Annotated in this window: 19 protein-coding genes and 1 tRNA gene; all 20 read left to right on the forward strand. The window is 33.5% G+C overall.

Annotated features, from left to right (window positions below; genetic code table 11):
• Positions 1 to 29: 29 nt before the first annotated feature.
• The 20 genes from WHC90_RS10235 to WHC90_RS10330 all read left to right on the forward strand — a co-directional run bounded on the left by WHC90_RS10235 (position 30) and on the right by WHC90_RS10330 (position 23,251).
• Positions 30 to 611: a 30S ribosomal protein S16 gene (locus WHC90_RS10235; protein WP_188598373.1), complete on the forward strand. Its 582-nt coding sequence runs from the start codon at positions 30 to 32 to the stop codon at positions 609 to 611.
• Positions 612 to 631: 20 nt separating this feature from the next.
• Positions 632 to 1,159 carry a ribosome maturation factor RimM gene (gene rimM, locus WHC90_RS10240; protein ID WP_188598374.1) on the forward strand — a complete coding sequence of 176 codons (528 nt, stop codon included), beginning with the start codon at positions 632 to 634 and terminating at the stop codon, positions 1,157 to 1,159.
• 38 nt (positions 1,160 to 1,197) lie between these two features.
• Positions 1,198 to 1,282 (forward strand) — tRNA-Ser (locus WHC90_RS10245).
• A gap of 237 nt (positions 1,283 to 1,519) precedes the next feature.
• Entirely contained in the window at positions 1,520 to 2,770 is a 1,251-nt protein-coding gene (locus WHC90_RS10250) for a site-specific integrase (protein ID WP_188598375.1), read from the forward strand.
• A 98-nt stretch (positions 2,771 to 2,868) separates the two neighbouring features.
• Positions 2,869 to 3,174, forward strand: a complete 306-nt coding sequence (locus tag WHC90_RS10255) for a DUF6660 family protein (RefSeq protein ID WP_188598376.1) — start codon at positions 2,869 to 2,871, stop codon at positions 3,172 to 3,174.
• 115 nt (positions 3,175 to 3,289) lie between these two features.
• The gene (locus WHC90_RS10260; protein WP_188598377.1) at positions 3,290 to 7,705 is read left to right on the forward strand and encodes a CusA/CzcA family heavy metal efflux RND transporter; all 4,416 of its coding nucleotides are present in this window, start codon (positions 3,290 to 3,292) and stop codon (positions 7,703 to 7,705) included.
• Between the two features lie 16 nt (positions 7,706 to 7,721).
• Positions 7,722 to 8,939, forward strand: coding sequence for an efflux RND transporter periplasmic adaptor subunit (locus WHC90_RS10265; protein WP_188598378.1), 1,218 nt, complete (start codon positions 7,722 to 7,724; stop codon positions 8,937 to 8,939).
• A gap of 107 nt (positions 8,940 to 9,046) precedes the next feature.
• A complete protein-coding gene (locus tag WHC90_RS10270) occupies positions 9,047 to 9,376 on the forward strand; it encodes a P-II family nitrogen regulator (RefSeq protein ID WP_113966046.1) in 330 nt (109 codons plus the stop codon).
• Positions 9,377 to 9,396: 20 nt separating this feature from the next.
• Positions 9,397 to 9,810 (forward strand): Fur family transcriptional regulator, encoded by a 414-nt coding sequence (locus WHC90_RS10275; RefSeq protein WP_188598379.1) that lies wholly within the window; start codon positions 9,397 to 9,399, stop codon positions 9,808 to 9,810.
• 56 nt (positions 9,811 to 9,866) lie between these two features.
• Complete coding sequence (locus tag WHC90_RS10280; RefSeq protein ID WP_188598380.1) at positions 9,867 to 10,229, forward strand: DUF3703 domain-containing protein; 363 nt, start codon at positions 9,867 to 9,869, stop codon at positions 10,227 to 10,229.
• Positions 10,226 to 12,169: a heavy metal translocating P-type ATPase gene (locus WHC90_RS10285; RefSeq protein WP_188598381.1), complete on the forward strand. Its 1,944-nt coding sequence runs from the start codon at positions 10,226 to 10,228 to the stop codon at positions 12,167 to 12,169. Before WHC90_RS10280 ends, WHC90_RS10285 begins: the two co-directional genes overlap by 4 nt.
• 63 nt (positions 12,170 to 12,232) lie before the next feature.
• The gene (locus tag WHC90_RS10290; protein ID WP_229664903.1) at positions 12,233 to 12,655 is read left to right on the forward strand and encodes an HYC_CC_PP family protein; all 423 of its coding nucleotides are present in this window, start codon (positions 12,233 to 12,235) and stop codon (positions 12,653 to 12,655) included.
• 110 nt (positions 12,656 to 12,765) lie between these two features.
• Entirely contained in the window at positions 12,766 to 16,494 is a 3,729-nt protein-coding gene (locus tag WHC90_RS10295) for an efflux RND transporter permease subunit (protein ID WP_188598382.1), read from the forward strand.
• Positions 16,491 to 17,708 (forward strand): TolC family protein, encoded by a 1,218-nt coding sequence (locus WHC90_RS10300; RefSeq protein WP_188598383.1) that lies wholly within the window; start codon positions 16,491 to 16,493, stop codon positions 17,706 to 17,708. The genes WHC90_RS10295 and WHC90_RS10300 overlap by 4 nt, the downstream gene beginning before the upstream one ends.
• Before the next feature lie 3 nt (positions 17,709 to 17,711).
• Complete coding sequence (locus tag WHC90_RS10305; protein ID WP_188598384.1) at positions 17,712 to 18,278, forward strand: helix-turn-helix domain-containing protein; 567 nt, start codon at positions 17,712 to 17,714, stop codon at positions 18,276 to 18,278.
• A 74-nt stretch (positions 18,279 to 18,352) separates the two neighbouring features.
• The gene (locus tag WHC90_RS10310; RefSeq protein WP_188598385.1) at positions 18,353 to 20,875 is read left to right on the forward strand and encodes a multicopper oxidase domain-containing protein; all 2,523 of its coding nucleotides are present in this window, start codon (positions 18,353 to 18,355) and stop codon (positions 20,873 to 20,875) included.
• A 44-nt stretch (positions 20,876 to 20,919) separates the two neighbouring features.
• On the forward strand, positions 20,920 to 21,468 hold the full coding sequence (locus WHC90_RS10315) for a DUF3347 domain-containing protein (protein ID WP_188598386.1): 549 nt from the start codon (positions 20,920 to 20,922) through the stop codon (positions 21,466 to 21,468).
• The gene (locus tag WHC90_RS10320; RefSeq protein WP_188598387.1) at positions 21,469 to 21,921 is read left to right on the forward strand and encodes a heme-binding domain-containing protein; all 453 of its coding nucleotides are present in this window, start codon (positions 21,469 to 21,471) and stop codon (positions 21,919 to 21,921) included. It begins immediately after the preceding gene.
• Between the two features lie 260 nt (positions 21,922 to 22,181).
• A complete protein-coding gene (locus WHC90_RS10325) occupies positions 22,182 to 22,739 on the forward strand; it encodes a potassium channel family protein (protein WP_188598388.1) in 558 nt (185 codons plus the stop codon).
• A gap of 20 nt (positions 22,740 to 22,759) precedes the next feature.
• Entirely contained in the window at positions 22,760 to 23,251 is a 492-nt protein-coding gene (locus tag WHC90_RS10330) for a YybH family protein (protein ID WP_188598389.1), read from the forward strand.
• The last annotated feature ends 6 nt before the right edge of the window (positions 23,252 to 23,257 follow it).

A 23,257-nucleotide genomic window follows, 5' to 3' on the forward strand; every position in this document is an offset into this window, starting at 1 on the left:
GAGGTCGAGAACCTTAAAATTTTAAAAATATGTCAGTAAAAATTAGATTACAAAGACACGGTAAAAAAGGAAAACCATTTTATTCAATCGTTGCAGCTGATGCACGTGCAAAAAGAGATGGTAAATTCTTAGAAAAATTAGGTACTTACAATCCTAATGTAAACCCAGCAATCATTGATTTAGATGTTGATGGAGCTGTTAAATGGTTGCAAAATGGAGCACAACCTACAGATACTGCGAAAGCAATTTTATCTTACAAAGGTGCTTTATTAAAGAATCACTTAGCTGGTGGAGTTCGTAAAGGAGCTTTAACTGAAGAGCAAGCAGAAGCTAAATTTACTGCTTGGTTAGAAGAAAAAGCAACAAGAATCGCTACTAAAAAAGATGGTTTATCTAAAGAGCAAGCAGAAGCAAAAGCAAAAGCATTAGAAGCAGAAAAAGCTGTAAACGAAGCGCGTGTAAACGCTGCTAAAGAAGCAGAAGAAGCTATCTTAGCTGAGCAAAAAGCAGCAGAAGATGCAGCGGCAGCAGAAGCAGCTGAGGCAACAACTGAAGAAGCAGTAACTGAAGAAACTTCAGAAGAAGCTACCGAAGAAAAATCTGCAGAATAATTCTAAAGCCCAATAACGTAATGCGTAAAGAAGATTGTTTTTATTTAGGCAAAATCGTTAGAAAGCATAGTTTTAGAGGTGAGGTAGTGATCAAATTAGATACTGACGAACCTGAATTGTATCAAGAAATGGAATCAGTTTTTGTCGACTTAGGCAATAACCTGATTCCATTTTTTATTGAAAAAAGTTTACTTCAAAAAGGCAATCAACTTCGAGTTCAGTTTGAAGATATTCAAAGCGAAGAAGAAGCCGATGGTATTATGAAAGCAGAGGTATACTTGCCACTTTCTATGCTACCTAAACTAACAGGCGATAAGTTTTATTTTCATGAGGTGATCGGTTTTAAAGCCGTAGATAGCCGTTATGGATATGTTGGCATTATAGAAGGTGTCAATGACAAAACCGCCCAGCCTTTGTTTGAAATCAAAAACGGTGAGAAGGATGTTTTTATCCCGATGATTGATAACTTTATCAAAAAAGTAGATCGAGAAAATCAAACCATTGAGTTTGATACACCAGAAGGACTTGTAGAAATGTATCTATCCTAAATTTATTTTAGGATCTCATAAGCTGAAGTTTTAATTTTAGAGAGGTGGCCGAGTGGTCGAAGGCGCACGCCTGGAAAGTGTGTATACGGCAACGTATCGAGGGTTCGAATCCCTTCCTCTCTGCTAAAAGAATACTAATTAGAGTCAAAACCCTACAAACGCTATGTTTGTAGGGTTTTTTCTATTCAATGCATACCAATCAAAATCATCAAAAATTAACGTATAAGGTGCGTATTCGGAGTCTATTTTTTAAATTCACAACTGACACCGAATTAAACTAAATAAACTGATATTTAATTAGTTATGATTTGTTTTAATTTAATTTTCGTATATTTATGCTATAATAATTAACTGACACCTATGCAACATTTATTCTCATTTATTTTCTATATCAAACGTAGTAAAGCAGATAAAAGTGGAAAAGCAAATATTTATTTAAGGATTACTGTAAATGGTAAAAGAGCCGAATTAAGTATTTCGAGAAAGGTTGACGTTGAAAAGTGGAGTTCTTCTGCTGGTAAGATGAAAGGTTCTTCTGGAGAAACTCAACAACTTAATAAATATATTGATAGTATTGCTAACCGAATCTATAAAATACACCAAAGGTTAGTAGAAGAAAATAAATTAATTACAGCTACTAATATTAGAAACATTTACCAGGGTAAAAATGAGATTAGAAAAATGACTTTGGAAATATTTGAAAATCATAATATTCAAATGGAAAAGCTAGTTGGTAAAGATTACGCTTTAGGTACATCAGAAAGATATAAAATAGCAAAAAAACATTTAAAAAATTATATTAATCACGAATATAAAATAGAAGATATACCAGTAACAGAGATTAATAATAAATTTATTACGGGGTTTGAATACTATTTGAAAACAGAAAAAAATTGCGCACACAATACAACTATAAAGTATATTACCAATTTTAAGAAAGTCGTAAGAATCGCTTACGCAAATGACTGGATAGTTAAAGACCCGTTTTTTAATTGGAAAGGAATTTTAAAGACAGTTGAAAGAGAATTTTTGGATGAGGGAGAAATCCAAAGATTAATTGAAAAAGAGTTTTCTATAAGTCGATTAAATTTGGTAAAAGATATTTTTGTGTTTAGTTGCTTTACAGGTTTAGCGTATGCGGATGTAAAAGCATTAAATAAAGATAATATTGTAATTGGTATTGATGGTGGTCGTTGGATAAAAACAACCAGAAAAAAGACTAAAACCAAAAGTAATATTCCATTATTGCCTTCTGCAGAAACTATTTTAAAAAAATATGAAGAGTATTCTGATGTTTTAAATTCAAACAAGTTATTGCCAGTTTTAAGTAATCAAAAAATGAATGCTTATTTGAAAGAAATTGCTGATTTATGCGAAATAAATAAAAACTTAACTTTTCATTTAGCACGTCATACTTTTGCAACTACTATAACATTAACTAATGGTGTTCCAATAGAATCTGTAAGTAAAATGCTTGGACACAAATCTTTAAAAACAACACAGCATTATGCTAAAATAATTGATAGAAAAGTTAGCGAGGATATGGCTACATTAAGAAGTAAATTAGAAGAAACCAATTATAAAGAATTAAAACACCTAAATCAAGAATAGTAAAATTCAAAAATTATTTATTTTAATCGTTCTATTATATTACTTGTCAATATTATTTTGCACAGCCATTGCATCAAATAATTTATATCTTTGCTGCAATGAAATTTTTAACTTTTATATTATCAGCTTATATTCTTGTACTTAATTTAGCACCTTGCGAAGATTATACTGTACTTAATGATGAAGTTAAAACAGAAATTTCTCAGGGATTTAACCATGACAATCAAGATTCAGATTTATGCACTCCTTTTTGTAATTGTCAATGTTGTCACATTAATGTTATGCAATTAAAATTGGTAAATGTTAAGTTTAATACATCCTTTATATCTACACAAGATTTTTTCTACCTTAATGGTATAGAAAAAGATTTCACTCCTTCAATTTTACAGCCACCAAAGGTGTAATTCAGTTATTACAGGATATTTATATCCTTTCAAGACCATTTCTGGTCAATTATTACATTATTTAATAATGCCTTCGTATTACACTGGAAGGTTTAACTGAATTAATACATTTTCTATGATTAACAAAATCATTTCATTTTCCATTAATAATAAATTTATTATTGGCTTATTTATAGTGGCACTTGTTGGTACGGGCATTTGGTCTATGGCCACTATAAACTTGGGTTCTGTACCCGATATAACAAACAACCAAGTACAGGTAATAACCGTGGCCCCAAACTTGGGGACAGAAGATATAGAACAATTTGTTACCTATCCCGTAGAATTGGCAATGGCCAATCTTCCTGACGTCATCGAGCTGCGTTCAGTATCCCGTTTTGGGCTGTCCGTGGTTACCATTGTTTTTAAGGACGAGGCAGGCACTTATCTGCCACGGCAATTGGTACAGGAGAAATTAACCGAAGTTGCCGGAGAAATCCCCGAAGGTTTTGGCACACCTTTTATGGCACCCATAACAACAGGTCTGGGCGAAATTTTTCAATATACCTTAAAAGTGACAGAAGGCTATGAAGACAAATATGACGCAATGGAGCTTCGTACCATCCAAGATTGGATTGTAAAACGCCAAATGGCTTTAGTGCCAGGCGTAGTCGAGGTCAATGCTTTTGGAGGTTATGTAAAACAATATGAAGTTGCCATAAATCCTGATAAACTAAAAAGTTTTGGCATTACAATGAATCAGGTTTTTGAAGCTCTTAAAGTGAACAATGCTAATACCGGTGGTGCTTACATTGAAAAAAACCACCAAGCCAATTTTATCCGTGGCGAAGGGCTGGCTCGAAGTATCGCCGATTTGGAAAACACGGTTGTGACCACTCAAAATGGAAGCCCTGTCTTGGTAAGGGACGTTGCCGAAAAAGTGGGCTACGGAAACCAAGTGCGTTATGGTGCATTTACCCAAGACGGTCACGAATCCGTAGGTGGACAAATTTTAATGCTGAAAGGCGAAAGCCCAGGCGACGTGATTGAAAATGTGGAAAAGCGTATTGTAGAAATTCAAAAATCCCTGCCGGAAGGTGTTTATATTGATGCTTTTTTAAGCCGAAGTGAACTTATTGAGGCAACCACAAGTACCGTTAAAAACAATCTAATAGAAGGAGCCCTAATCGTCATATTTGTTTTGGTCTTACTTTTGGGAAGCTTCCGTGGTGGCTTGATAGCAGCTTCGATAATCCCTTTATGTCTATTATTTGCATTTATTTTGATGAAACAATTTGGCATTTGGGCAAATTTAATGTCCTTGGGTGCGATCGATTTTGGAATTATTGTAGATGGAGCGGTGATTATCGTGGAAGGAGCGGTTTTCCACATTCATCAACGGATGAAAAAATCCACAACCGCCATCAACCAAGCTGAAATGGATGAAATCGCCTATGATTCTTCAAGTAAAATGATGAATTCTGCCTTCTTCGGTCAACTAATTGTTCTTATAGTTTTTACACCGATTCTTTTTTTGACCGGTGTGGAAGGGAAAATGTTCCGGCCAATGGCATTTACATTTGGTTTTGCCGTTTTAGGAGCGATTATCCTTTGTCTTACCTACGTGCCAATGATGTCATCATTATTTTTAAAACCTGCTAAAAATCAAAATAGTTGGTTCGCCAAGTTTGAAAACAAGATTGATAGGTTCAGTGATAAAATTATGGATGTTCTGAATCGTATCTATCTGCCTATATTAAATTTTGCACTTCGCTTTCGGGCAGGTGTGGTTATAGGCGCGGTTTCCTTGCTTTTGATTTCAGGATTTATTTTCAGCAATATGGGAGCAGAATTTGTCCCTAAATTTGATGAAGGCGATATTGCATTTCAAGCATTGATAAAACCGGGGAGCAGTCTTACAGAATCTATTGAGGCTTCAGAGAAACTTCAGAAGTTAATCAATGAGTTTCCGGAAGTAAAAACAGTAGTTTCTAGGATTGGTGTGGCCGAAATACCGACAGACCCGATGCCTATGGATATTGCCGATAGTTATATTATTCTTGAAAAAGATAAGAGTAAATGGACTTCCGCAGATAGTAAAGAAGAACTGATAGAAAAAATACAGGAAAAAATTTCAGTAGTTCCCGGCGTAAATTTCGTGTTTACCCAACCTGTAGAACTTCGTTTTAATGAATTGCTTACAGGGGTTCGTGAGGACGTGGCAATCAAACTGTACGGAGAAGATTTAGGCGTTTTGGCAGACAAGGTACAGGAAATCGCAGCGGTCATCAGAACCGTTCCCGGAGCGGCTGACCTCAATGTAGAAGCTACAAGCGGTTTGCCACAAATGACAGTGGTGTATAACCGGGCAAAAATGGCACAATACGGTGTAACCGTTGACAAGCTGAATGATTATGTAAGTGCTTCATTTTCTGGAGAACAGGCAGGAGTCATTTTTGAAGGGGAAAAACGATTCGATGTGGTCATTCGTTTGGCAGAGGAATATCGACAAGACATCAATAGCTTAAAAAACCTTTTCATAGACCTGCCAAACGGTGCACAAGTACCTTTAAAGGAGGTTGCAGATATCAGCTATAAGCCAGGTCCGATGCAGATTTCAAGGGACAATACCTCCCGTCGTATTTCGGTAGGGGTCAATGTTCGTGGGCGCGATGTAAAATCGATGGTCGAGGAAATTCAACAAAAATTGGAAACGGACGTGAAACTGCCACCAGGTTATTTTGTAACCTACGGAGGTTCTTTCGAAAACCTTCAACGTGCTTCAGACCGATTGATGATTGTAGTTCCAATCGTTCTATTAACAATATTTGTTCTGCTTTACTTTGCTTTAAATTCAGTTACACAGGCCTTGATGATCTATATGGCAGTGCCTTTGGCGACCATTGGTGGTGTTTTCGTTTTGTTGATTCGTGGAATGCCTTTCAGTATTTCTGCCGGAGTCGGGTTTATCGTGCTCTTCGGAGTTGCCGTATTAAACGGACTCATACTCATAAACAAATTCAATGAATTAAAAGACAGTGGAATGACAGATTTAAAAAAACGTATATACGAAGCAACGCACGAACGTTTACGTCCAATTTTATTAACAGCCATTACAACAATTATGGGTTTTATCCCAATGGCGATTTCTACCTCTGGTGGTGCAGAAGTACAGCGACCTTTGGCGACAGTAGTCATTGGAGGAATGCTTACGGCAACATTTCTGACCTTGGTGGTTATTCCTATTCTTTATTATTGGCTGGAATCCCGAAAAGAAAAGAAGGACAATGGTGGAGATGTAAGTTATATTAAAAAATCAACCAATATTGTAACCGTATTATTGATGGTTGGAGGTTTGATGGCTTCTGGTACTTCATTTGCCCAAGACACCAATCAAGATGGTACAATCCCAAAGACCTTGACCATTGATGAGGCTATTGCTATGGCTAAACAGAATTATCCATCACTTAAAGAGAGCCAAGCATTTATTGAACGGGAAAAGGCACTAAAGGGAACGAGTTTTGACCTTGGTAGCACTCAAGTTTTCACGGGCAAAGAAGAATATGGAAATAATCTTCCTGGAGTGCAGACAACCGTTGGTGTGCAACAGGGCAACATTGATTTGCTTTCCGGTTTTTCAAAATCGAAGTTTTACAAAGAGCGTATTGCCTTGGGAGAAAAGTTTTATGTGGCCAGTGAACAACAATTGGTGCGTAATGTGATGCAAGCGTATGACCAAATAAATTATTATAAGGCGCAGTTGCGCTTTGCAGACCAACTGGACAGTATTTATGCCAATTTTAAGACCGCTGCCCAACTTCGGTATGATACGGGAGAAACAGGCAAATTGGAATTTATTTCAGCCTCTTCCGAATTTCAACAGATTCAAGTATTAAGGCAACAAGCCTTTGATGATATTGAAATAGCCAAACGTGCCTTAAAACAATATTTGGGAACGGATGAATCCATTGAAACGATTAGTGAACCATACAAAACATTGGATTTTATGGCGACATTAGATTCCACTTCGGTAGCGAATAACCCAATGTTGCAATATGCCTTGCAAAATGCCGAAGTAAGTAAAGCAAACGTGGGCGTTGAGAAATCACAATTCCTACCGAAATTCAGCTTATCGTATGGCAGGCAGGTTGTAGATGATGTTTCAGGCTTCAACACCTATCAGGCGGGTATTAGCATTCCGCTATGGTTTTTTCCGCAGAAGTCAAGGGTAAAAGCAGCAAAGGCAGACGCAATGGTAGCAGAGAATCAATATTTGGAGCAAAAGGCGGTTACAGAAAGTCGCGTGTCGCAATTGACCAAATCCCTTGAAAAAACAAAGAAGATTTTGCAATATTACGAAGAAGGCGCACTATTGTTGGCAGAACAGCAAATTACCACAGCGCAATTGGCATCCAAGGAAGGCGAAATAGATTATGTCAATTATATCACAATTCTCAACAGTGCCATCAGGATAAAACAAAACCATTTGCAATACATAAACCAGTTTAACCAACAATCCATTGAGATACAATATCAATTGGGCAATTTATAATCTTAAAAAAAGAAAAATGAAGAATATATTATTAGTAAGTATCGTATTATTTACACTTATGTTTATGAGTTGTAATGATGCCCCAAAATCTGAACTTGGGCATAACGAAGCCGAAGGCGTATCAAAAACCAATGAAGGAGAAGAAGAAGGTCACAGCGAGGAAGAAGGCGTTGTGGAACTTACAAAGCAACAGGCCGAAACCATAGGTTTGGAAATGAAACCTTTGGAGGAACGCAATTTAGGGAACAACATTAAGGTAACGGGAACGCTGGAGCTTTTCCCACAGGACAAGGCGAACATAAGCCCGTTTGTTGGTGGAAATGTGAGTGCCATAAAAGTAATACCCGGAGATAACGTAAGCAAAGGTCAAGTGCTGGCATATATAGAACACCCGGATATCATTGCAATGCAACAGGACTATCAGGAAAAAAATGACGAACTGGTCTTTTTGAAACAGGATTTTGAACGCAAGCAGACGCTTTATGACAAAGGCGTTTCTTCGGGAAAGGAATTTCAAATGGCTCAATCAAAATTTCGTTCCACAACATCCAGCGTCAATGGTTTGAGGGCCCAATTGAAGTTGTTGGGGATTAATCCGGAAAAAGTGGCGGAAGGACAGATATATTCCGCAGTTCCCATTACCACACCCATAAGTGGTTATGTGGATGAAGTAATGATTAGCCTTGGCGATTACGTGGCACAACAATCCAAAATGTTCTCGATAAGCGATAATTCAAAAATTTATGTAAACTTCAAAGTCTATGAAAAGGACATAAAGCAAATCCAGAAAGGACAACAGATATATTTTTCCACGGCCTCTCGCCCAGATGAACTGCTTAAAGCAACCGTTCGGTCTATAGGTAAAACTTTTGAGACAGACCCAAAAGCCATAGAAGTTCTTGCTGATATAGAAAACAAGGATAAAAATCTTTTGCCAGGTATGTATGTAGAAGGGCGCATAGTGCAGGGCGAGAAAAAGGGTTTTGCCGTTCCGGAAGCCGCCATTATAAAGGAAGGCGAGCAATCCTTTATTTTTATCTTGGATGAAGATGAGGAAATGGAAGTAGGCAAAATGAAATTCAAAATGATACCCGTAACGGTTGGTATTACTGATTTAGGCTTTGTTGAAGTCAATCTGCCTGCCGAAGTTTCAACCGATGCCAAAGTGGTCATAAACGGAGCTTATAACCTGTCTTCTGAAATGATAAAGGGCGAACTGGAACACGGACATTAATTCAATAATAATCAAAGGTTTTGATTCCGAGTTTGTTTATCGTCTTAATTAGTTAGTTAAAAATTATAAAACAGACTCGGTTCAAAATTGATTAAAAATTTAAAAAAATGAAGGAAATAAAAGCATTTATAAAACCGAACCGGATCCAAAGGGTAATTGAAGCTCTTGCTGATAGTGGTTTTAAAAGTATGACCCTGTCACAAGCAGAAGGCACGGGAGCGTTCAAGGCAAAAGGCGCAAGACCGTCGCTGGATTTTCACGTGACAGATAGTCCAGTGGTCAAGCTAGAACTGGTTTGTCAAAATGAGGAAGCCCAAGCCGCAATTGAAACAATTCTAAGAAATGGTAAAACGGAAGAACCAGGAGACGGGATTATTTATATCGCAAATATTGAGGATGCCTTTCACATTAAAACGGGAGAATCCATAGGGAAATAGATGGTTAAAATCACAAGTTAATGACTGAAATAGAAAAATTTTTAGAAGACAAAAGGGTTCGCCCTACGGCAATGCGCATCCTCATCTACAAGTTTATGGGACAAAAAAAAATTGCAGTCGCCCTAACCGATATTGAAAATGCTTTTACAAAGGCGGATAGAACCACGCTTTACAGAACCCTTAAAACTTTTGAGGAAAAAGGTATTGTACATCAAATTGATGATGGCACGGGAATTTCAAAATATGCTTTATGTGAAGAAGGCTGTAATTGTGATATTAAAAACGATTTGCATTTACATTTTCATTGTAATAATTGTAATGAAACAACTTGTTTAACTGACCATAAAATTCCACAAATAAAAGTGCCAAATGGTTTTGTGTCAGAGAATGTAAATTTGGTGGTAAAAGGTATTTGCGATAAGTGTAGTGTCTAATTATTGCACTTCCATTGCACTTACTATTAAAGTACATTTATCCAAAATTAGAGGATATGAAGTTTAATACTAAAATACCTAAACATCTAAAACAGGCGTATAACCAAGAATTAAAACAATACAGTTTCTGTTTAGAAAATAAGCAGTTTGGTAATGCTTGGTATCATTTAGAACGTAGTCATATAATAGGACAATCTTATCCTATAGAACATACCTATTCACATTGGCTTATGCTAAAGTTTGGATTTAGACAAAAAGATACGAAAGAAGTAATAGGTCAAATAATTAGGTTGCTTGTGGGTGGCTGGAAATCATTTATAAATCACGTTCCACTTGGTAATACTGGTGGAGCAAACGTGCCACCATTAAAACGAATGCCTATTCCCAATGACATTGAAATATTATTAGAAATTAAATGAAAAAAAAGAAAGTCAATTTAAGAGATTTAAAACCAAATTCAGAAGTGCAACACACGCATAATGATGGTCATAATCACGGTAATGGAAGTGCATTCAAAACCTACGTGCCTGCAATAATAAGTTTTACAATGCTTATCATTGGTATAGGTTTAGATTATTTTGATGTTTCATTCTTTAAGGATTGGATTCGTATTGCTTGGTATGGTATTGCATATCTTCCTGTAGGGTTTCCTGTTGTAAAAGAGGGTTGGATTAGTATTAAAAAAGGTGATGTTTTTACAGAGTTCTTTTTAATGTCTATAGCAACCATTGGTGCATTTGTTATTGGTGAATATCCCGAAGGTGTTGCAGTAATGCTATTTTATGCAGTAGGCGAATTATTTCAAAGTGCTGCTGTAAATCGTGCAAAAGGAAATATAAAAGCATTATTAGATGTTAGACCTAAAGAAGCCAATGTATTTCGTGAGGGAGATTATAAAAGTGTTTCGCCTGAAGTTGTCAATATTGGAGAGAAAATTCAAATTCGTGTAGGTGAAAAAATTCCATTGGATGGCATTTTATTATCCGAAAAAGCATCTTTAAATACAGCTGCGTTAACAGGAGAAAGCAAACCAGATTCCATTCAAAAAGAAGCAAAGGTTTACGCGGGTAGTATTAATTTGGAAAGCGTTATTGAAGTTGAGGTAACCAATAAGTTTGAAGACAGTTCTATTGCGAGAATATTAGACTTGGTTCAAAATGCAACAGCACGTAAATCTAAAACAGAATTATTCATCAGACAGTTTGCTCGTATCTACACACCAATTGTAGTGTTTTTAGCTATTGGTGTTACTTTTATACCTTACTTTTTTGTAGATGATTATGTGTTTAGAGATTGGTTATACAGAGCATTAATTTTCTTGGTAATATCTTGTCCTTGTGCGTTAGTGATTTCAATTCCATTAGGATATTTCGGTGGATTAGGGGCAGCTTCAAAAAATGGTATTCTATTCAAAGGGGCTTCATTTTTGGATGAAATGACCAAAGTGAATACGGTAGTGATGGATAAAACTGGAACTGTGACCAAAGGTGTTTTCAAAATAAAGGAAATAAAAACCATCCATTGGGAAGAACCTGAATTTATGAAATATCTGATGGCGATGGAAGAGCAATCTACCCATCCTATTGCAAAAGCTATTTTGGAATATAAAGATGAAGATGCAGGCTATGAAGCTTCCGAAGTGTCTGAAATAGCTGGAAAAGGTTTAAAAGGTATTGTAAACGGACAAACTATTTTAGTTGGTAATAAAGCCTTAATTACATCAAATAATATCGAAGTTTCCAAAGAAATTGACACTATCGTAGAATCTATAGTTTTAGTGGCTATTGATAACGCTTTTGCTGGCTACGTGGTTATTGCAGATGAATTAAAAGAGGATGCCAAAGAAACAATTACAGCGCTACATAAAGTAGGTATTAAAAAAATAATGATGCTTTCTGGAGATAAAGATTCTATTACTCAAAAAGTAGCATCAGAATTAAATATTGAAGAAGCCAAAGGTGGTTTATTACCAGAAGATAAATTGAATGAAGTAGAAAAGTTAAAACAAAATTCAGAAAATAAGATTGCTTTTATTGGTGATGGAATTAATGATGCACCTGTTTTAGCAGCAAGTGATGTTGGTATTGCAATGGGTGGTTTTGGTAGTGATGTTGCCATTGAAACAGCAGATGTAATTATTCAGACAGATCAACCTTCAAAAGTGGTAAAAGCGATTCAAATTGGTCGTTCTACAAGAGAAATTGTATGGCAAAATATTGGATTAGCATTTGGCGTAAAAGTGATTGTCCTAATTTTAGGAGCAGGTGGTTTAGCTACAATGTGGGAAGCAGTTTTCGCAGATGTTGGTGTTGCTTTGTTAGCAATATTGAATGCTGTAAGATTACAGAGAATTTATTAAAACAATATTTTTCAACATTAATTTTAATCTTTTTTGTCACTATTTCGTACCTTTGTTTTTAGAATGTCAAAGTTATCACATAAAATATTAGCTGTTTTAATGTCGTTTGTAGTCTTATTTTCTACAACTTCATTTGCTATCACAAAACATTTTTGTGGTGATACTCTTGTAGATACTGCAATTTTTTCTGAAGCTTCAACTTGTGGGATGGAAAGTCAAAAAGATACTTCTGCAACTATTTCTGGTTGTTCAATCATAAAAAAAGATTGTTGCAAAGATGTACAAGTATTAATTGATGGTCAAGACGAAGTACAATTGCAGGTTGATAAAATATCTTTTAACCAAGAATTATTTATTGCTTCGTTTATCTACACATACATTAATCTTTTTGAAAATTTAGAGAATAATGTATCTTCGTTCGAAGAATACGAACCACCACTCGTCATAAAAGAAATCTTCAAGATTGACGAGACTTATTTAATTTGATTTTTAAACAATAGACTATAATATCCTATAACTTCAATGTTATAAGGATAATTTGTTGTATTCGATGTTTTTCTAACATCTATGTCTAATTGTTTAATAATCAAAATATAATGCTAAATAAAAGCATCAAATTCTTAATAGAAAATAAACTTGTAGCAGTTTTACTACTCTTATTATTTGTAGGTTGGGGTACCGTAAACGCTCCTTTTAATTGGAATATTCCATTTTTACCAAGCAATCCTGTAGCTGTTGATGCTATTCCAGATATTGGCGAAAATCAGCAAATAGTATTCACAAAGTGGGATGGTCGTTCACCACAAGATATTGAAGATCAAATTACATATCCTTTAACCACTTCTCTATTGGGTATTCCAGGAGTTAAAACAATTAGAAGTTCTTCTATGTTTGGTTTTTCTAGTATCTACATTATTTTCGAAGAGGATATCGAGTTTTATTGGAGCAGAAGTAGAATTTTAGAAAAACTAAATTCATTACCTAACAATTTATTACCAGAAGGTGTAAATCCTGCTTTAGGTCCAGATGCCACAGGTTTAGGACAAATATTTTGGTACACTTTAGAAGGTCGTGATGAAAAAGGAAACGTTACTGGTGGTTGGGATTTACAAGAATTGCGAAGTATTCAAGATTACTACGTAAAATACGGATTGTCGTCTGCAAGTGGCGTTTCTGAAGTTGCTTCAATTGGTGGTTATGTTCAAGAATATCAAGTGGACGTGAATCCAGAATTAATGCGTCAATACAATATTGGTTTAAATCAAGTTGTAAAAGCCGTTAAAAGTAGCAATCAAGATATTGGAGCACAAACTTTAGAAATCAATCAAGCTGAATATTTAGTTCGTGGTTTAGGATATATAAAATCGATTGATGATATTGAAAACGCAGTAGTTACTTCCGTAGATTTTACAGCAATCAAAATAAAAGATATTGGTAAAGTTTCTTTAGGTCCTGCTACAAGAAGAGGTTTGTTAGATAAAGAAGGTGCAGAAGTAGTTGGAGGTGTCGTAGTTGCAAGATATGGAGCAAATCCTATGGAAGTAATTACGAATGTAAAAACTCAAATTGCAGAATTAAAAGGAGGTTTACCAACAAAAGTTTTAGCAGATGGTAGAACATCACAAGTAACTATTGTTCCTTTTTACGATAGGACAGAATTAATTGAAGAAACTTTAGACACACTAAATGAAGCGTTAACATTAGAAATTTTGATTACCATTTTGGTAATTATTGTAATGGTTTTCAATCTTCGAGCTTCTATTTTAATATCTGGTTTATTACCTGTTGCAGTTTTAATGGTTTTTGTAACGATGAAACTATTTAATGTGGATGCAAATATTGTAGCACTTTCAGGTATTGCAATTGCGATAGGAACTATGGTTGATGTTGGCGTAATTCTCGCCGAAAATATGATTCGTCATTTAGATGATAAAAAGTTACAAACTCGTGAAGATGGAACAAAATATACTACAGACGAAGTAATTTATAATGCAACTGCAGAAGTTTCTGGTGCCATTTTAACAGCAGTTTTAACAACAATTATAAGTTTTGTACCTGTTTTTACAATGATTGGTGCAGAAGGAAAATTATTTAGACCTTTGGCGTTTACAAAAACAATGGCACTATCAGCTTCTTTGGTTATTGCTTTGTTTTTAATTCCCCCTTTTGCAGCTTATTTATTCAGAAAAACAACACTAAAAAAATCTTTTAATCATATTATAAATATCGCTTTAATAGTGGCTGGTATTGTAATTACAATTAGTGGTTATTGGTTGGGTGTAATTCTAATTGCTTTTGGAGTTAATGGTTTATTAGTTGTTATAGGAAAACTAAACAAGAAAAATAACAACCTTATAAATATCATTATTTCTTGTACTGCTATTATATTCTTACTTGCAGAATATTGGCGACCACTAGGTTTTGACAGAAGTATCTTTATCAACTTAATTTTTGTAGCCATTATTTGCTTTGGTATTTTAGGAATATTTTCAGTTTTTAGAAAATATTATAGTCAAATTCTACAATGGGCATTAGCAAATAAAGTGTTGTTTTTAATGATACCAACATCAGTTCTTATATTTGGATTTTGGATATTTTATAACACAGGTAAAGAATTTATGCCCTCTTTAAATGAAGGTTCTTTTTTACTGATGCCAACCTCAATGCCACATTCTGGTGTCGAAGAAAATAAACGCGTTTTACAACAATTGGATATGGCAGTAGCAACCATTCCAGAAATTGAAACTGTGGTTGGTAAAGCTGGTAGAACAGAATCTGCTTTAGATCCTGCACCTTTGTCAATGTATGAAAATATGATTCAGTATAAAACTGAATATATGAGAAATTCAGAGGGAAAAAGACAACGTTATAAAGTAAATGAAGATGGTGCTTTTGAATTGAAAAATGGTGGTTTTGTAACAAATCCAAATAATACTGAAAATGTCTCCTTGAGCGCAGTCGAAAGGTCTCAACTTATCGAAGATGAAGATGGAGAATACTACAGAAATTGGCGATCAGAAATTAGTTCTCCAGATGATATTTGGAATGAAATTGTCAAAGTCACCAAATTACCAGGCGTTACTTCTGCTCCAAAATTACAACCCATAGAAACAAGATTGGTAATGCTTCAAACAGGTATGCGTGCACCAATGGGAATAAAAGTAAAAGGGCAAGATTTAAAACAAATTGAAGCTTTTGGTTTGCAATTAGAGAGCCTTTTAAAACAAGCAGAAGGTGTTAAAGTAGAAGCTGTTTTTGCAGATAGAATTGTTGGTAAGCCATATTTACTGATTGATATTGATAGAGAAAAAATAGCACGTTATGGAATTTCTATTGAAGACGTTCAGAATGTTCTAAAAGTTGCAGTTGGTGGTATGCAATTAACTCAAACTGTGGAAGGAAGAGAACGTTATGGTATTCGAGTTCGTTATCCAAGAGAATTTCGTAATAATCCTGAATCGATAAAAGACATTTATATTCCTATTGAAAAAGGGAATCCTGTTCCTTTAAGTGAGTTAGCAACGATTAGATATGAGCAAGGTCCACAAGTTATAAAAAGTGAAGATACTTTTTTAATTGGTTATGTACTGTTTGATAAATTAGATGGTTTTGCAGAAGTTGATGTAGTAGAAAATGCACAAAAATTGTTTCAAAAAAAAATAGATTCTGGTGAATTAACGGTTCCAAAAGGCATCAGTTATAAATTTACGGGAACTTATGAAAACCAATTACGTGCAGAAAAAACACTGTCTGTTATTGTTCCATTGGCATTAGCAATTATTTTCTTGATTTTATATTTCCAGTTTAAATCGGTTGCTACATCATTTATGGTTTTTACAGCCATAACCATTGCTTTTGCAGGTGGTTTTATTATGATTTGGTTATATGGGCAAGATTGGTTTTTCAATTTTAGCTTTTTTGGTGAAAATATGCGAGACTTATTTAATATGAAAACCATCAATTTAAGTGTGGCAGTTTGGGTTGGTTTTATTGCATTGTTTGGTATTGCTACAGATGATGGTGTAGTTATGGCAACCTATTTAACACAAACTTTTAAACGTGAAAAACCTGCAGATAAAAAGAGCATACGAGCTTCAGCTTTGGAAGCTGCAGAAAAAAGAATTCGTCCTTGTTTAATGACTACTGTTACAACAATTTTAGCATTATTACCAGTTTTAACCTCTACAGGAAAAGGTAGCGATATTATGATTCCAATGGCGATTCCAATTTTTGGAGGAATGGTCATAGACATTACATCTTATTTTCTTTTACCTGTTTTATATAGTTGGAGAGAAGAATTCAAATTAAAAAAAGCAAACAAATGAAAAATTTAATTTTTACACTCATAAGTTTTTTGGCTTTTGGTTTTTCAAATGCACAAGAATTAAATGTACTTATTGAGCAAGCTCTTAAAAACAATCCAGCAATTCAAAAATTTGAACTGCAATATAATATTGCATCAGAAAAAGTGAATGAAGTAAATACATTGCCAAATACTGAATTTGGTGTTGGGTATTTTGTAAGTGAACCAGAAACCAGAACTGGTGCACAACGTTTTAGAATTTCTGTGAAACAAATGTTGCCTTGGTTTGGTACAATTACTTCCAGAGAAAGCTATGTTTCTTCTATGGCAAAGGTTAAATATGAAGATATTGTAATTGCCAAGCGAAAACTAATTACTTCAGTTTCCCAATCATATTATAATTTGTATGCAAATAAAGCAAAGCAAAATGTTTTAAAAGAAAATATAAAACTACTTCAAACTTATGAAACATTAGCATTAACATCCGTTGAAGTTAATAAGGCATCTATGGTAGATGTATTGCGTTTGCAAATGCGCCAAAATGAAATGGAGCAATTATTGGCAATTTTAAATCAACAGTATTTAGCAGAACAAACTACCTTCAATAAGTTATTGAATCGTGAGAAATCAATTTTTATAAATGTTGTGAGTGATTTGAATTTTCCTGCAGAAAATTTTGATACCAAAACTAATAATTTATCAGTTCATCCAGAATTATTAAAGTACGATAGATTGTATCAATCTATAGAAAAATCAGAATTATTAAATCAGAAAGAAAGCGCTCCAATGATTGGTTTTGGTTTAGACTATATAAATGTTACAGAACGTCCAAATATTAGTTTTAGTGATAATGGTAAAGATATTTTGATCCCAATGGTATCTCTTTCTATTCCTATTTTTAATAATAGTTATAAATCAAAAACCAAACAAAATAGCTTACAACAAGAAGAATTTTTAGCACAGAAGCAAGAACGAAAAAATAAATTGGAAACGTTTTTAGATAAAGCAAAAAACGAACGCATTTCTGCAAGAATTAGTTATAAAACACAAACTAAAAATCTGAAGCAAGCTAAAAATGCAGAAGAAATTCTAATTAAAAACTACGAAACTGGTACTATAGATTTTAATGATGTATTAGATATTCAAGAGTTACAATTGAAGTTTGAAATGAATCAAATTGAGTCTATAAAATCTTACTTCGTACAAACCACAATTATTAATTATCTAACCAATTAAATTATGGAAAGAAAAATTTTTATAAAAAACATGGTTTGTAATCGCTGTATAATGTTCATTAAAACAAAATTTGAAAAGTTAGATATTGAACTAAAACATATTGAGCTTGGTGCTATAATTTTCGAGGAAGAGTCAGAAAATGATTTCGAAAAAATTAAAACTGCTATAGAAGAAAATGATTTTGAAATTTTATTAGGACAGGAAGAAAAGTTAGTAGAACAAACTAAAATAACAATTATTAAATTATTGCAGAAATTACCATTACAATTAGATAAAACACTTTCTAAATATTTAGAATCAAAATTAAATTTAGAATACTCAAAAATCAGTAAAATTTTTTCTTTAAAGGAGCATATTACCATAGAAAAGTATTTTATAAAGTTAAAAATAGAAAAGGCAAAAGAGTTGATTCAATTGCAAGAAAATAATTTTACAGAGATAAGTCAGCAATTAGATTATAGCAATGTAAACCATTTTAGTAGTCAATTTAAAAATGAAACTGGTATGAGCTTATCATCTTACAAAAATGAGCAGAGAAATTTCAGGAATCCTTTAGACCAAATTGTGTAGATATGAACCATAATTATAATACAATACCTTTTTGTTCTGTAGTAACTTTGATTACTTACAAAATGAATAATAAAATGAAAACTAAAATAATTTCAATTTTTCTTATTGCTTTAACTACCATAGTTTTTGCACAAGAGAAACAAGTAACAGAAGGAAATATAAACAACCTTCCAGTAAGAGAACACACCATAACTTTACGTGAAGCAACTGTAAATAAAGCAGGAAAAGATGTTATGGGAATGACCGTTAATGGCTCAATTCCTGGACCAACTTTAGCATTTACAGAAGGAGAATATGCAGTTATTTATGTAAAAAATGAAATGAGTGTAGAAACCTCTGTGCATTGGCACGGACTTTTATTGCCAAATTTTTATGATGGTGTTCCATACTTAAATACACCACCTATAGAACCTGGGCATACACAGAAATACGAATTCCCAATAAAACAATCTGGTACCTATTGGTACCATTCTCACACGATGTTGCAAGAACAAAGTGGTGTTTATGGCTCCATTGTTATTCAACCTAAAGAAAAAGTGTTGGACTATGACAAAGAATTGGTATTGATGTTATCTGACTGGACCAACGAAAAACCAATGAGTGTGCTTCGTAATTTAAAACGAGGTAACGAATGGTATGGCATTAAAAAAGGTACGTCTACACCACTTAATAAAGTTATTGCTCGTGGAGCATTTGGCGCACAACTAAATTTCTGGAGGCAACGAATGCAAGGAGCAGATATAGCAGATTTATATTACCCAGCATTTTTAATTAATGGTGAAGAAAGCATTGCGTACCCAGAATTTAAACCTGGAGAAAAAGTACGATTACGCATCATAGATGGTGGTGCCTCTACTTCTTTTTGGATGACTTTTGGAGGTGTGGATCCACTATTAGTTTCGGCAGATGGCCTTGATGTAGTGCCCGTTAAAAAGAACAAAACCTTTATAGCCATTGCAGAAGCCTACGATTTTATTGTAACTATTCCGGAAGAAGGAAAAATTGAATTCAGAATCACAGCACAAGATGGTTCTGGTACAGCATCAGCATTTTTGGGTACTGGTAACGTTTTAAAAGCACAAGAAATTCCGAAGCCAGACAAAATTGGAATGATGATGAAAATGGCTAAAATGGATATGAAAATGGGAGCGCACGCCTTAAAGTATCGCCCAAAAAAAGATGAACGTTTTGAGATGAAGGATGAATACGGGATGCAGATGGGCAAAATGGAAGATATGAAAATGGATCATTCTAAAATGGAGAAGCCTAAAGATTCTATGCCAATGGATCACTCTAAAATGAAAGGTATGAAAATGGACCATTCTAAAATGGCAGGAATGGATATGAAGAAAGACAAAACAATGTCTGGAATGAATATGGAGAAGCCTAAAGATTCTATGCCAATGGATAATTCTAAAATGGAAGGTATGAAGATGGATCATTCAAAAATGTCAGGCATGGATATGAAGAAACCAAAAGATACTACAGCAATGGGCAAGATGGACCATTCTAATATGGCAGGAATGGATATGAAGAAAGACAAAACAATGTCTGGAATGAAAATGGAAGGAATGGATATGTTTGCCGAATACAATTACGATTATTTGAAATCGCCTAACAAAACAAACTACGATAAAAATGTTCCTGTAAAAGAAATATTATTAAACCTTACAGGTAATATGAGTCGTTACATCTGGAGTATGAATGGTGTACCATTGTCTGAGGCGGATAATATCAAGATAAATAATAAGGAAGTAACACGCATTACTTTCAATAACTTGACGATGATGCACCACCCAATGCATTTACACGGTCACTTTTTTAGAGTTATTAACGTAAATGGCGACTATTCACCATTAAAGCACACGGTAAATGTGCCACCAATGCAAAAAGTTACTTTAGAGTTTTATGGAAATAATGGTGATGAATCTGGTGACTGGTTTTTCCATTGTCACATTTTATATCATATGATGGGTGGTATGGCGCGAGTAGTATCTTATGATACACCAAGAGACCCAAAAATGGATGAATTTCCAGCTTCTAAAATTATTGCAGAAACAGATAAATGGTACTCTTGGGGAATTGCAGATATAGCTTCAAATAACACAGCAATTAATTTAACAACTTCTAATTTAAGAAATCAATTTAATGCATCTTTCGAATACGGATGGAACAAAAATTTGGAAGGAGAATTTACTTATGAACGCTATCTACACGATTATTTAAGAGTATTTGGTGGGGTAAATATAGAAAATGAAACACGTGGTAGTTTAGACAAATTAAACACTACAGCAGTTGTCGGTCTTCGCTATTTAACACCTTACTTATTCAATTTAGATGTTCGAGTAGATAATAAATTAAGACCAAGAATTGGATTAGGACGCAGTATAATGATTTTTCCTAAACTGTCTGTTTTCGGTTATTATGAATATCAAATAGATTTAGGTTTTGTAAATACTTTACCAACAAATAAAGATTTCACTTCAGAAACAGTTTGGAGCGCAGGAGCAGAATATATGCTATCAAGAAATTTCTCTTTAATGGCGAGTTACGACAATCGTTTTGGCGGTGGTGGTGGATTATCAGTAAGATTTTAAGAATGAATAGTAGTAAATCAAATATAAATTTAAAAACAAATAAAATGAAAGATTTAAAAATTAGTGTAGTAGTAATATTATTGTTAACGGTTTCTTTTACCAATGCACAGAAAAAAGAAAAAATGAACCACGGAGATATGAAAATGGATCACAGTAAAATGAAAATGCAAGACGCAAAAGCTGAAGCAATTTTAACCGCTTATTTCAATTTAAAAGATGCTTTAGTAGCAGATGATGAATCAAAAGCAAAAGAATTGGGTGCTTCATTAGAAAAAAGTTTAGAAAATTTAGATGTTTCTAAATATACGGATGCTCAAAAATTAGAATTAAAGGATATTATTTTGGATGCCAAAGAACACGCAGAGCATATATCCAAAAGCCCAATAGCACATCAAAGAGAGCACTTTAAAGTTTTAAGTAAAGACATTATAGATATGGTTGCTATAACAGGTGCTTCTAATAAATTATATGAGCAATATTGCCCAATGTATGAAAAAGGAAGTGCTTGGTTAAGTATGAATAAAGAAGTACGTAACCCTTATTATGGTAGTAAAATGCTGAAGTGCGGAAAAGTACAAAGAGAAATTAACTAAATGAAAACTGTTAAAATCATATTGTTGATTTTATTGGTCGCTTTTGTGGGAATACAATTTATTCCCACAGAACGAAACCAAACTGATATTGTACCAGTAACCGATTTTATGTTGGTAAATAATGTGCCAAATAATATAAAAAATAAGTTGCAAGTATCTTGTTATGATTGCCATAGTAACAACACTAAATACCCTTGGTATAATAAAATACAACCAGTTGCTTGGTTTTTAGAAGAACATATTAAAGATGGCAAAAAAGAATTAAATTTTAGTGAATGGGAATCATTATCAAATCGAAGAAAAGCCAGCAAATTACGATCTATTATTAAACAATTAGAAAGCGGAGAAATGCCTTTAGATTCTTACACGTTAATTCATAAAGATGCAAAGCTCTCAAGCGAAGAAACGAATGAAATAATCAATTTTATCGTCCAATTAAAAAATAGTTTATAAAAATAAAAAATTAGTAAAAGATACTTGAACTTGAGAGAAAGTCTTATTTTTTTTGGTTGATTGGATAAAGTCTAACTCTCATTTTTGGGTATTATTTTAATAAGATATTGAAATGAAAGAATGTTGTAAAAACAGTTTTCAAGACACAGAAAATAAGTCTAATATAAAAAAATGGTTCAATTATATAGTATATATAATATTATTTTTAATAGTTGGTGGTGCATTTGTACTTCAATTATTTAGTTAATAAATAAGTTAAAATGCCTAAAGAAAACACTGTAGAAAAATCTCAAAGTACAGACTTTTATAAACAACTATTTAAAAAAGTGATACTTACTACCAGTATAGTTATTGCTTCATCTTTAAGTTATACCTTATGGATTGTTGTAGATTCTGACAGTATTTTTCTACCTTTTTTAATTGTTAGTTTGGCATTTTTTAAAACCATTTTTATTGTAAGGTTAACTTTTACACAATTAAGTAAAATAATAGGAGAAAGTCATCAACTGACACACATTCTTACTTTATTTGGAATCTTAATTATTTTAATTGTGCTATCATTTTCAGCAGATTACCAGGCGTTATATATATTAAATTCAGCAAATTTTAAATTCGAAACGATTCCCATTAACTCGTTTTTCTTACAATTTTTTGAGTTTTTGTATTTCAGTTTTATAACCTTTTCTTCTGTTGGTTATGGAGATATTGTACCCATTTCTATATCAGGAAAACTAATTGTTATTTTAGAAGTTGTTTTAAGCTTTTTCGTTTTAGTTTTTGGTATTGCAAACATCAATAGAATCCATGTAAACAAATAATCTTTTTTAAAACTTAAATTATGAAAGTACTTAAATTTATTACTCTATTAACTGTTTTCCTTTTAACAGTTAATCTTACAAATGCACAGGATACTTCTAACACTAAAGACACAAAGGAAGTAAAAGCCGTAATGAAAGCTTATAAAGATGCAATACAAAATTTAACAACAGAAGGCACTTTTGAACTCTTTACACCAGATGCTATCATATTCGAGCAAGGAAAATTAGAAGGTACATACAAAGAATATATATCTCACCATTTAGGACCAGAATTAGGACATTTTAAAAGTTTTATTTTTTCTGATTATGAGATTCAGGCAACTGTAAATTCGTCCTATGCTTATACAACTGAAAATTACATCTACACAATTGTTCTAAAAGGTAATAAAACCAAGGACACAAAAGAAAGAACCATTAAAAGTAAGGGAGTAGCAACATCAATATTGCAAAAAATTGATGGAAAATGGAAGATAATTCATTCTCATACCTCATTTAAAAAACTAAAAATCTAATTGATT

Origin of the sequence: Polaribacter pacificus (assembly GCF_038024035.1) — a bacterium.
GTDB classification, from domain to species: Bacteria; Bacteroidota; Bacteroidia; order Flavobacteriales; family Flavobacteriaceae; genus Polaribacter; species Polaribacter pacificus.

Coding starts and splice junctions, on each gene's coding strand:
- WHC90_RS10260 (WP_188598377.1), top strand. CDS start 3,290: ATGATTAACAAAATCATTTCATTTTCCATTAATAATAAATTTATTATT.
- WHC90_RS10265 (WP_188598378.1), top strand. CDS start 7,722: ATGAAGAATATATTATTAGTAAGTATCGTATTATTTACACTTATGTTT.
- WHC90_RS10310 (WP_188598385.1), top strand. CDS start 18,353: ATGAAAACTAAAATAATTTCAATTTTTCTTATTGCTTTAACTACCATA.
- WHC90_RS10280 (WP_188598380.1), top strand. CDS start 9,867: ATGAAGTTTAATACTAAAATACCTAAACATCTAAAACAGGCGTATAAC.
- WHC90_RS10255 (WP_188598376.1), top strand. CDS start 2,869: ATGAAATTTTTAACTTTTATATTATCAGCTTATATTCTTGTACTTAAT.
- WHC90_RS10320 (WP_188598387.1), top strand. CDS start 21,469: ATGAAAACTGTTAAAATCATATTGTTGATTTTATTGGTCGCTTTTGTG.
- WHC90_RS10315 (WP_188598386.1), top strand. CDS start 20,920: ATGAAAGATTTAAAAATTAGTGTAGTAGTAATATTATTGTTAACGGTT.
- WHC90_RS10305 (WP_188598384.1), top strand. CDS start 17,712: ATGGAAAGAAAAATTTTTATAAAAAACATGGTTTGTAATCGCTGTATA.
- WHC90_RS10235 (WP_188598373.1), top strand. CDS start 30: ATGTCAGTAAAAATTAGATTACAAAGACACGGTAAAAAAGGAAAACCA.
- WHC90_RS10285 (WP_188598381.1), top strand. CDS start 10,226: ATGAAAAAAAAGAAAGTCAATTTAAGAGATTTAAAACCAAATTCAGAA.
- WHC90_RS10290 (WP_229664903.1), top strand. CDS start 12,233: ATGTCAAAGTTATCACATAAAATATTAGCTGTTTTAATGTCGTTTGTA.
- WHC90_RS10275 (WP_188598379.1), top strand. CDS start 9,397: ATGACTGAAATAGAAAAATTTTTAGAAGACAAAAGGGTTCGCCCTACG.
- WHC90_RS10300 (WP_188598383.1), top strand. CDS start 16,491: ATGAAAAATTTAATTTTTACACTCATAAGTTTTTTGGCTTTTGGTTTT.
- WHC90_RS10295 (WP_188598382.1), top strand. CDS start 12,766: ATGCTAAATAAAAGCATCAAATTCTTAATAGAAAATAAACTTGTAGCA.
- WHC90_RS10325 (WP_188598388.1), top strand. CDS start 22,182: ATGCCTAAAGAAAACACTGTAGAAAAATCTCAAAGTACAGACTTTTAT.
- WHC90_RS10270 (WP_113966046.1), top strand. CDS start 9,047: ATGAAGGAAATAAAAGCATTTATAAAACCGAACCGGATCCAAAGGGTA.
- rimM (WP_188598374.1), top strand. CDS start 632: ATGCGTAAAGAAGATTGTTTTTATTTAGGCAAAATCGTTAGAAAGCAT.
- WHC90_RS10330 (WP_188598389.1), top strand. CDS start 22,760: ATGAAAGTACTTAAATTTATTACTCTATTAACTGTTTTCCTTTTAACA.
- WHC90_RS10250 (WP_188598375.1), top strand. CDS start 1,520: ATGCAACATTTATTCTCATTTATTTTCTATATCAAACGTAGTAAAGCA.